Consider the following 11263-nt stretch of genomic DNA (forward strand, 5'->3'; position numbering starts at 1 on the left):
AGACTTGGATGAATTGTTATCCAAGAAAAATGTTCAAGTATCAGACACCATTTCAGATGTATCGGGGTGGCTAAATTAAATTTGCAATTTGCCTAGAGTTAAATATTAAAACAAAATGATTATTTAAAAAATTTTTTTATTCTCCTTCTTCCCTTTACCAGTGAAAAATAAGATGAACGTTCATTTTGTCTTTGAATTTTTTTGGAACCCTACTTTCAAAAGCTAGAATGATTATAATAAACAATCGTACAAACTTATACGATTGTTTTAAGTCCTTTATATTTTTAATCAGCAGCTCATTTTTGACAAAACGAGATTACAGCTATATTGTCTCAGTAGTATCACCTAAAGAAATAAACATTAAAATAAATATGGCAATTAATAATAAAATAACAAATAAACTAAGTATAGCCGAAATTTCCATTTTTAGACTCATCATCCAACCTACTAGAAATGGACCTATAGTAGCGCCAACACGTCCAAAAGATTGTGCTGTTCCCATTCCAGTTCCTCGAATTTCCTTAGGAAACTGGGTTGGTGTTAAAGTTATTAAAGTCCCCCATGCGCCTAAATCAAAGAATGACAAGAATGCTCCAGTAACTAAAATTACTTCAACGTTCTTACCAAAGCCGAAAAATAGACAAGAAATAATTGTACCTAATAAATATATAGCTAAAACCACTTTATGATTCATTTTATCCATAAGATATATTGCCAGATAATACCCAGGTAATTGTGAAAAACTCATCATCAAAGTAAAACCTAAAGAATCTACAATTGAAAAACCACGAATTACTAAGATACTAGGAAGCCATAAGAAAATACCGTAGTATGTCAACATAACAATAAACCACAATGAACCAAAAATGCACAATTTAAAGCGATATTGACTTGAAAATAGTTTGTTAAATGTCCCCCCAGTATTCCTCTTCTTACTAGTATCTTCGGGAAGTCGATTTCTTACGATTAGGAATACAATGCAAAAAGTGAAGCCATTACCATGGCTACACGCCACCCCAAAAAAGGAATAATGAAATAAGCAATAAGTGAGGCTAAAATCCACCCATATGCCCAGAAGCTGTCAACTAAAACAAGCATTTTGCTTCTTTTTTCCCAGTATAATTGTCAGCTATCATTGCAGCAGCTACAGGAAGTTCTCCCCCTAGCCCTATACCAGTTATAAACCTCACTACCATAAACCAAGTAATATTTGGAACAAAAGCCAAAGCTAAGTTACACAAAGAAAATATAACAATTGACCAAAGCATCACTTGTTTTCTTCCATACATGTCCGAAAGTTTTCCACAAATAATTGCACCTAAAATCATGCCTATTGAAGTGACAGATCCTATCATCCCTAATTCAGTAGAGTTTAACGTCCATTCAGTTTTTAACAATAGCATAATGAATGACAGAAGTGCAACATCCAATGCGTCAATCATCCAAGCAGTACCAATGATTAATAACAAATGATTCTTTTTTTCATTAACTCACCTTTTTAAATTTTTTCATTATCTCGTTACTTCCTGTGCACTCTCTATCAAATGTCTATATTACCGGAAAAATTGAAAGAAATCTTATAACTTTGATCACTATAACAAGAATCTCTTGAATCTCTGAGCCAAGAAGTAAATAATATCAGCAACAGCTAATTATGAAAACGAATTTGTATCTTTACCCAAAATCTTTTCCTTATAATTGAAGTTTGATAAATTTCATATTTTTTAAAATATAAGAAAAAGCCTTCTTGAATTTAACAAAACTAAATTCAAAAGGGTTTATTGTTATTCAATGTCAATACTTTTATAAAATTCAATAAAAAGTCACTGCTCCTTGATTAACCTATCTGATGCTTCTTATTGCGCAGTGACTTGATCGTGTTTTTAAATATCTCAGGTAATTCAGCTTTAAACTCCATTTCTTCTCCTGTTGTTGGCTGCTTTAACCCTAGAGTTTCTGCATGAAGAAACTGTCCTCTATTTGGAATTAAAGTTTTCAGAGGTCCGTACAGTGAATCGCCAGCAATTGGATGTTTGATATAGGCCATATGAACACGTATTTGGTGAGTGCGCCCCGTTTCCAGCCGGCAAGCTACAAGCGTAAAACCACCTGAGCCATGCCCACTTGGAAAACGTTCAAGTACTTCAAAACGGGTTACAGCAGATTTTCCACCTGCTACAACTGCTTGCCGCAAGCGGTCTTTTGGATTGCGTCCAATTGGTGCGTCAATTGTGCCATGATCTTTTTCAATTATTCCATGTACTATTGCCAAATAGCGACGTTTGTTTTTCTGATCTTTAAGTTGGGCAGCCAATGATTCATGGGCCTTATCGTTTTTGGCAACCATCAATAGGCCACTTGTGTCTTTGTCAATTCGATGAACAATACCAGGACGTACCACCCCATTAATTGTTGAAAGATCCTTAATTTGATACATCAACGCATTGACCAGAGTTCCTGAAGAATGACCATTTGAAGGATGAACCACCATGCCCTGGGGCTTGTTAATCACGGCCAGGTCTGAGTCTTCATAGATTATATCAAGTGGAATGTCTTCAGCCATTATATTAAGAACTTCAGCTTCTGGTACTTTAAACTCTATCACATCACCAAGTAAAACTTTATACTTAGCCTTCTTAATGTTGTCATTAACCGTGACTTTATCTCCACGAATCAACTCAGTTAAGAGAGTGCGTGAAAGTTTTGTCTGTGTAGAAAGAGCCTTATCTAGACGTGCACCTACATTTTTTTCATCAATAATTACTTTCAAATTTTCCTCTTTAAACTTTAATTTATTCTGATACTGCTTTATTCTATTAATTTAAATTTCCCATCTGAAAATAAAATTCTAAATATTTGACCATTTTTCATTCCAAACTTAGCCTTAGTATTTTCTTTAGTCATACCTAAAACTGTAGCAATGAAGAAGCCATGAGAGACCACTAAAATTTCATTTGCTTCCGAATTAATAATATCTTTCATTACTGAATGAATGCGAGTATCAATTTGAGCCCAAGATTCAGTCTCACCTGTTGTATCTAGATCGTGTAAACTTTCCGCGAAATCCTCAAATGTCGGGCGGCGAAAATGACTTTTCTTAAGAGCACGTGGCAATAAAGCTCCACCTACTTTCGAGACTGACTTCATTTCAAAACTCCCCAAACTCCATTCACGAAGACGTTTGTCGGTATGAATTTCAATGTCGGAGAGTCCCATTTCAGACAAAATTAATTTCGCAGTTTCGATGGCCCTTCCTGAATCGCTCGAATAAGCAGCGTCAAAGTTAACCGTCAAATTTTTCCCAATTTCCCTAATGCCTCTCGAACCTCTTTCAGTCAAAGGAGAATTAGTCCACCCTTGCATCTGGTGATCAGCGTTGGCAGTTGTCTCACCATGACGCATCAAATAAATCGTAACCATTTATTTACTTTCTTTTTCAAATAATATAGCAAAAATAAGAACTACAAAGCCAACTGATAAAAGTGAATCTGCTATATTGAAAATAGGGAAATTTATAAAATCGGTCTGGAACATATCTACTACATATCCTTGATGAATACGGTCAATCCAGTTTCCTAGTGCCCCTGAAATAATAAGCGACAATGCGATATTGAAAATTAAAATACCATTTTTCCTCCAGAGATAATATCCAGCAAAAACAATAACAATTGGAGTCAAAATATTAAATAACCACTGTTGTCCTTCAAGCATTGACCATGCTGCCCCCATATTTGTCAAATGGGTTAGGCTAAAAATTCCAGGGATAAAATTTTTAACAGAATTCAAGGGAACATTACTCACGATCCAAAACTTAACTAATTGGTCAATCAAGATACCTAAGACAATAATAGTGAGAGAAAAGATTTTCTTCATAGCATGATTATACCATACTCTTAAGCTCACTAAAGCTTGCTATAAAATCCTACAGCTTTCCAAAGTAAACAAAAATTGCAGATATTAATCTACAATTTTCACACTCAATTAAATTTTTTATCTGATTGATTAGGTGTCATTCCTACAAAGAAAGCACCTTCCAAATCACGTAACATCACGAAATCACCATAAGGTGTATCTTTCATCACATGCTCAATTCTGGCTCCTAAAGTTTCAGCCTTCTCAGCAAACAAATCAATGTTTGATACATTAAAAGTCACTGACCATTGAGAATGATTCTTGAAGTATTCTGGGAAATCTGGACCAGTATACACACCAATCCATGGTGCTACCGTCAAATAAGTCATCTCTGCTGTGTCGTAACCTGTCTCTGGATCCCAGCCAAAAACATTTTTGTAAAATTCAACTGTTTCTAAGAATTTGTCTTTAATATCAAGTTCAAACCAGACCAGTCCATTTTTCTCACCATTACTGTCAAACACACCATCACTCTCAACAATTCCTAATGGTGAACCAGCAGGATCGGAAATAATTGTAAATCGACCTCCAGGCATTGCAGTAGGAGGCATATAAGTTGTACCACCATTATCATTGATATCCTTAATTGTTGCATCGATATTATCTGTCTCAAGATAAGTTAGCCATGCACTCGGTTGCCCAGGATTCATCTTACCAGATAACCCCCCAATTGTTTTGTCACCATTCATAAGAATATGATATTCAAAGTTCTCGTCACCAATAGACTGCTCAGTCCAGCCAAACAACTCTGTGTAAAACTTGATTGCCGCAGCTGTATCATCAGCCGCAATTTCAACCCAACCCGGCATTCCTTTCCCATGAACTGTTTTTGTCATAAAGAACACTCCTTTTTCGCGAATGAAACCGCTCTATATTTGATGATTCCATTTTATCATTTTAAGATAAATGATAGTCAAAAAAGTTTCGAAAAATTGCATCTATTCTCTTACGACCTAAGATTGATTGCTCAATATCTTGACAAATCTTTTCCATAAAATCGTCAAGTTGACAGTTTTTATTCATTGATAATAAATAATGCATTCTTCGTAAAGACTTGTTCAACAATTTGTGGCTCCTTGAATTCGGTTTACTACCTATGACAAGTAATAGTTTTGCATGGATATTCTTTAACCCTAGCCATACTCGTTTTTGAAATGCAGGAGAGAAGGAATAAATTTATAGTCTAAATGGAAAGCTATGTTTTCAAAAGTTCTGATGATTTTTACTATTTGTAAATTTAATCTTTCTTAAGGTTGCTTCTTAACTCGATTGAAGCCGATTTAACATCTACTCCACCTTCAGTAATAAAATGTCCATTTGAAGTACGTTCTGAAATTGAGAGGCTATTTAATTCAGTCACATAAACCTTTTCGTCTTGAGCTACCACCTTTAGAACTTGACTATCATTTATATGTCCATTTGATTCAACCGAAAATAGATCCGTCTCGTCAGCTCTATCAGTATTTATCACAAGTCCAGCCACAAAAACACTGTGTGGTTCTTTCTTCAAAGTTGTTAAAACTTGAAGCCCTCGATTGCCACGACTGGTCAATGGAATGTCAGAAACTTTGAACCTTTTCAAAGCACCCCTCTGAGTCAAAAGATATACGGTTTTACTATTATTCACCGCAAAAGCTGATTTGACATTGTCATCAGCCTTTAAATTGGCGGCCTTAACACCTGAAGCTGTCTTTCCAAGCACGGGAACATCTGCCAAATTGAATCTCAAGCCATACCCCTTTTTAGAAATCAGCATAAATTCCGTAAGAGCACTGCTGTTGGGGAAAATCGTAATAACAAGATCGTCCATGCCTTTTAACTTCATATAAGTTGTTGACCTAGACTTATATGTTCGCCATGGTGTAAACTCGCTCAATGCAACCTGTTTAATCTGACCATTTTTTGTTACGACGGCATATGTCTTTTCTAAATCAAAATTATCTAGTAAATCAACAAAAATAATTTCTTCATTTTGAGAAAAATTCGTTAAAGTTTGTGATAGATGCTCTCCAATATCCTTCCAGCGAATCTCAGTGAGTTCATGAATGGGGCGATAGACCACATTTCCCAAATTTGTGAACATCAGCAGATATTGTGTTGTACGTGCATGTTTGTTCATAAAGATGAGAGTATCATCTTCACGTTTGCCTATGTCTTCAATATTTGATGAAGCAAAACTACGCGGCGAAGTACGTTTGATATATGCAGCACGAGTAATAGAAACAACCGTTTCTTCTTCCACAATAAGTTCATGTGCTTCAATTTCTATCGTCTCAACCTTATCTTGTAATATTGATAAACGAGGGCGGGCAAATTTTTTCTTAACGTCACGAAGTTCACGCTTCATCAAGTTAAATAAGGTTTTATCATCTGAAATAACTGCACGCAAAGTCAATATTTTTTCATTCAACGTAGATTGTTCATTTTGTAAAACAACAATATCGGTATTGGTCAAGCGGTAAAGTTGCAAAGTTACAATTGCTTCAGCTTGAGCTTCAGAGAAGTCAAAGGAAATTTTAAGATTTTCCTTAGCATCTGCTTTATTTTCAGAAGCACGAATCAAAGCAACTACTTCATCAAGGATACTAACCATGCGAATGAGACCTTCAACAATGTGAAGACGTTTCTCAGCATTACGCAAATCAAATTCTGATCGTTTTACAATAACGCCGCGACGGTGTTTCACGAAGCTAGAAAGCATTTGAACGAGACCAACTTGACGGGGAGTCATGTTATCAATGGCCACCATGTTAAAATTGTAATTGATTTGGAGATCGGTATTTTTAAAGAGATAGTTCAGTACAAGCTTTACATCTGCATCTTTCTTCAATTCAACGACCATTCGAAGACCTTCACGATCTGATTCATCACGCGCATCTGCGATGCCTGGTACCTTTGAATTAATAACGATATCATCAATACGGCGTTGAAGGTTTAACTTGTTAACTTCATACGGAATCTCAGAAATGATAATTTGCTCGCGGCCGCCTTTGAGAGCTTCAATCCGGGTTTTTGAACGTACAACAATACGCCCTTTTCCTGTCTCATAAGCTTTCTTGATTTCATCATGCCCTTGGATTATTGCACCTGTTGGAAAATCAGGTCCAGGCAATATTTTCATCAATTCGTTCGCATCGGCATTTGGATGATCAATCAAATAGACGGTTGCATCAATAACTTCACCTAGATTGTGCGTCGGTATATCTGTTGCATAACCAGCTGAGATACCCGTTGAGCCATTAACCAAAAGGTTTGGAAAACTCGCAGGCAATACGGTTGGCTCTTTTTCTGTATCATCAAAATTCCAGGCCAAAGGCACAGTCTCTTTTTCGATATCTTGAAGAAGAAAGTCCGAAATCTGCGAGAGACGTGCTTCGGTATAACGCATGGCTGCAGGGGGATCACCATCCATTGATCCATTGTTACCATGCATCTCGATCAGTGGCTCTTCCATTTTCCAGTCCTGTGACAGGCGAATCATGGCCTCATAAATTGATGAATCACCATGGGGATGAAAATTGCCCATAATATTACCTACAGACTTAGCTGATTTACGATATGCTTTATCAAAAGTATTGCCGTCTTTATTCATACTATAAAGAATGCGGCGTTGTACAGGTTTTAGGCCGTCACGGATATCCGGTAACGCCCGTTCCTGAATAATGTATTTCGAGTAACGTCCGAAGCGGTCACCCATAATATCTTCTAATGGTAATGTTTGTATATTTGACATGTGATTTTCTTTTACTTACTAATGATTTTATTTATCTATCTTGAAAAGTCTGTGATAGCTTTTATAGTGCTTAATTATAGCACAAGTGCTCGAAGTCTAATTAACTTCACAAGGATGGGTAATAAACACTAATTAAGGAAACAAATAAAATAGGTGACTTAAAAAATAATTAGTGGCAATATCCTTAAACACATTCTAACATGATTTCATCATCTTCAATGTTACTCAAATTTTCCAGCATCATTCGTTATTACAGAGAAAATTGTCTCTTGCATTGTTTTAAACCAGAAAGTAAATATTATTTTAAAATTAACCCTATAGTTTAATTGAACCGATTTGCAACTTTAAAACACTGAATTCAACTAACAAGGCTTATTATCATATCAATCTATCCGCATTCACTCTCAGAGTTATAGCATTCTTCTTTGAATTCAAAGCATAACTTTCAATACTAGCTTAACTTCAATTTATTTGTCAAGACTTTGTTGCATTTTGATTAATGCTTACTAATTGTCTTTAATTAAAAAATGATTAAAAGGCAACTTGTAGTATAAAGTAAGGGGCCTTTTCCAAGATATTTATTGTTCAATTCCAGTAAATAATTTATTTTATTTTATCAATAGCTTAAGGTGCATTCAGACACAATCAAATTTAATTGAAAAAGTAATTTGAATGACTCATGTGTATTCAAGTAAATTATTTAATTCTATCTTGATCTTTAAGTTCTTCACGTAAACTCAAAATTTGCTGAGAAAGGGATTGAATCATTTCCGTCTGAAGCTTTTGAATTTCCAGACCATTCGGCTGATCTTGCTGAATGATATGATCAATCTTCGAATGAAGCAATCGAATTTCAACTTCTGTCTTTTGATTCACACGATAATCATTTTGAGACTCCATTCGATCATATTCAGCAGCACGGTTCTGGCTCATCATGATCAGAGGCGCCTGAAGAGCTGCCAGCATAGAAAGGACGAGATTAAGCAAGATAAAATAAGGCTTATCCCATTGAATGCCAAATGGTTTAAATGTATTAATTAATACATAAATTATGAGGAAAGTGCCAAAAGGAAGAATGAAGGACCAAGAACCTCCAAACTTTGAAATTGCATCAGCCACTTTTTGCCCGAAGGTATTCGTTTCATCTAGCTCTTTTTGGACATCTATTTCATGATAATATTTATCGTTCAAGACTTTCGTGAAGCGGTCACGCATCCGCTTATTAACCTTTTTATCGGAATTAATCATATCATTGATCTTGCGGAGACGATAGTTCATTAGACTATGCTGACTGATAAAATCAGATGCTCGCACATGTCGAACATCACGACGAATCAAAGCAACCAAGGATTTATCGAGATCTCCGATAAACATACCTTCAGTCAATGGAAAGTCTTTTCCAGAAACAACATCCTTATAAGTTTTTTCCATAAATCACCATTTTTTCTAAATTTTATTTTTGTAATGCAAACGTTGATAAGAGACCAGATCTCAATTTAGCCTCTTTGCCATATACCTTTAAAGATATATCCTGGTCCGCAACCAAATAAAGCAGCTGATCAGAAATTTCAATCGCTAAATTGACACCTTGGAACTTTTGAACAAAGGCTAATTTATGCCAAGAATCTGGTAACTTAGGCGAAATCAAGATTTCTCCTTCACATAAATTAACGCCTGAAAATTTATTTTGAATCATTTCTAAGACTTGTCCTATAATCACAAAATATGTATCCCCAGCCACAGTTTTTTTTAGTAAATCGTTGTTATCTAAGCCAATAACCTCATTGAAATAATCAAGTGCTGTCTTGCTATCTCCCAGAGTTACGTTAATACTCGCCAGTAATATAGATAGCAATGTGTTTGACCTGAATATCTTTTGAGATAAATAATAGCCATAATTGATTTGAAGCCAATTTTCAGGCAAGTAATAACCTAACTGCTCTATTAATTTTTTAAGCTGGCCTGTTCCTAAATTGTAAATATTTGTGAGGCAATCCACACTATTATATCCATTTAGTAAAATCTCTCCCTTAGCACTAATGCCTAAGAAAAGACTCTTAGAAACCGCTCTCGCTTTGTTAAACAAGTCATTATCAAAACCCACCTTCTTTGCAATCTCAAGTAAGTTTAACTCATTTTGATTTGGTAAAATGAAGACCCAATTTAATAGCCAAGTTAACATTAAATTAGTATAGGAATTATCCGACCAGAGAACGCTATTCTTGGGATGAAGCTCATTTAGAGTCGAATTTGAAAGATGGTAATGTTTATCACCTTCTAGATGAGTCTTATTGAGCCAAAATTTAGCCGTCTCAAGTAAAAATTCAAGACCTATTTCATTCATTAAAGAGGAGTCACCAGTTATTTGTTGATAAATCCATAAATTATAAACAAGGGTTATTTCATTTCTCGGGTCATTTCGTTTGATTAAGCAAACGAGGAGATCACGTGCTGTATTGGGGCTATTGGTAACATAATAGGAGAATACCGAACTTTTGTCTGTTAAGCTAGCAAATCTGACAGAGATATCATTGTGTGATTTTTCATTAAACTGAGCAGCTTGCCATAAATGGAAAATATTCATTCTGGTCAGACATTGAATGTCTGGGTCTTCGGACTTTATCTCAATGTCTGCTTCTCCCCAAACTTCAGCCCAATATTTTTTTGAATTTGCTTTGATATCAACTAATGATAAACTTTCTACGCTATCACGTGCAAATTTCCCAGGATTACCTACCTCATCACTCGTTGCCAAATTGATCACCTTATCAAAAATGATTGATTCATTAACCCTAAAATGCTGTTTTACACTTTCTAGAAGTTGTTTATCCTGATTTAATTCAATTTGTTCAATCAATTGACCGTTGACAGCGGTCTTCGCTGCCAGAGCAATTTCTAGGTTATTCGCCATTTTCAAGAGGAATAAATGATCAGAAACCTTACCAGATGTAATTCCATCATTTTCAGAAATATTCATAGAAGCATCAATATATGACTCAAGGATCAAATCACCTTCAAAAGTTGCAGCAAAGGTTCCTTCAAAGCCAAATGAATGGTATTTTATAGGATCCACATATTTTGTTGTCGTTAGAGAAATGTAGCCTTCTTCCACTCGGACAGTATATTTATCAAATTGAGTTCCATGTTGAAAATCAACATAAGATCGACGATCTACCACATTTCTGTCAGAAAAGTCAACTTCTTTTCCATTAACCAAAAGTCTTATCAGTTGGGGATTTGGCAAGCTTATCAAACCATCACAAACCTCATGATCATCCAAAGTCAACTCTCCTGTAACTTTTTTTCTTTTATGATCAAAAAAACCCGCAATGCAAAGTCCAGGCCAATGGCTTTCCGAACATCGAGACCAAACTGGTGCGGCACGCCAAGCAAGATAACCATTGCCCAAAGTCATCAACGATTCTTGACCATAGGAAATTTTTCCAATCTCAACCTTATTGAAATCAATCATCCAACCAGAAGTCATTTGGTTCTCCTTTAAAGATTATACATTAGTAATTATAGGCAAATTGCAAATTTAATTTAGCCACCCCGATACATCTGAAGTGGTGTCTGATACTTGAACATTTTTCTTGGATATTGATTCATCCAAGTCTC

7 protein-coding genes and 1 pseudogene are annotated in these 11263 nt (G+C 35.5%); all 8 read right to left on the reverse strand.

All coding sequences use genetic code 11. The features are described 5' to 3' along the window. Positions 1–322: 322 nt before the first annotated feature. The 8 genes and pseudogenes from HNQ37_RS07825 to HNQ37_RS07860 all read right to left on the reverse strand — a co-directional run bounded on the left by HNQ37_RS07825 (position 323) and on the right by HNQ37_RS07860 (position 11132). A pseudogene (locus tag HNQ37_RS07825) lies at positions 323–1442 on the reverse strand (MFS transporter). A gap of 395 nt (positions 1443–1837) precedes the next feature. Further along, complete coding sequence (locus tag HNQ37_RS07830; RefSeq protein ID WP_183541014.1) at positions 1838–2770, reverse strand: RluA family pseudouridine synthase; 933 nt, start codon at positions 2768–2770, stop codon at positions 1838–1840. Positions 2771–2808: 38 nt separating this feature from the next. Beyond that, positions 2809–3420: a histidine phosphatase family protein gene (locus HNQ37_RS07835; RefSeq protein WP_183541017.1), complete on the reverse strand. Its 612-nt coding sequence runs from the start codon at positions 3418–3420 to the stop codon at positions 2809–2811. Continuing rightward, positions 3421–3873, reverse strand: coding sequence for a signal peptidase II (gene lspA / locus HNQ37_RS07840; protein WP_183541020.1), 453 nt, complete (start codon positions 3871–3873; stop codon positions 3421–3423). A 104-nt stretch (positions 3874–3977) separates the two neighbouring features. Further along, complete coding sequence (locus HNQ37_RS07845; RefSeq protein ID WP_183541023.1) at positions 3978–4748, reverse strand: VOC family protein; 771 nt, start codon at positions 4746–4748, stop codon at positions 3978–3980. Positions 4749–5149: 401 nt separating this feature from the next. Next, a complete protein-coding gene (gene parC, locus HNQ37_RS07850) occupies positions 5150–7645 on the reverse strand; it encodes a DNA topoisomerase IV subunit A (protein WP_183541026.1) in 2496 nt (831 codons plus the stop codon). A gap of 696 nt (positions 7646–8341) precedes the next feature. Then, positions 8342–9076, reverse strand: coding sequence for a DUF1003 domain-containing protein (locus HNQ37_RS07855; protein WP_183541030.1), 735 nt, complete (start codon positions 9074–9076; stop codon positions 8342–8344). A 22-nt stretch (positions 9077–9098) separates the two neighbouring features. After that, positions 9099–11132: a glycoside hydrolase family 65 protein gene (locus HNQ37_RS07860; RefSeq protein WP_183541033.1), complete on the reverse strand. Its 2034-nt coding sequence runs from the start codon at positions 11130–11132 to the stop codon at positions 9099–9101. Positions 11133–11263 lie beyond the last annotated feature (131 nt).

Source organism: Lactovum miscens (assembly GCF_014202895.1).
Taxonomy (GTDB): domain Bacteria; phylum Bacillota; class Bacilli; order Lactobacillales; family Streptococcaceae; genus Lactovum; species Lactovum miscens.

What these genes read in the sequence shown, in the direction of transcription:
- HNQ37_RS07835 (WP_183541017.1), bottom strand. Translation starts at nt 3,420, where the DNA reads ATGGTTACGATTTATTTGATGCGTCATGGTGAGACAACTGCCAACGCT.
- lspA (WP_183541020.1), bottom strand. Translation starts at nt 3,873, where the DNA reads ATGAAGAAAATCTTTTCTCTCACTATTATTGTCTTAGGTATCTTGATT.
- HNQ37_RS07845 (WP_183541023.1), bottom strand. Translation starts at nt 4,748, where the DNA reads ATGACAAAAACAGTTCATGGGAAAGGAATGCCGGGTTGGGTTGAAATT.
- parC (WP_183541026.1), bottom strand. Translation starts at nt 7,645, where the DNA reads ATGTCAAATATACAAACATTACCATTAGAAGATATTATGGGTGACCGC.
- HNQ37_RS07855 (WP_183541030.1), bottom strand. Translation starts at nt 9,076, where the DNA reads ATGGAAAAAACTTATAAGGATGTTGTTTCTGGAAAAGACTTTCCATTG.
- HNQ37_RS07860 (WP_183541033.1), bottom strand. Translation starts at nt 11,132, where the DNA reads ATGACTTCTGGTTGGATGATTGATTTCAATAAGGTTGAGATTGGAAAA.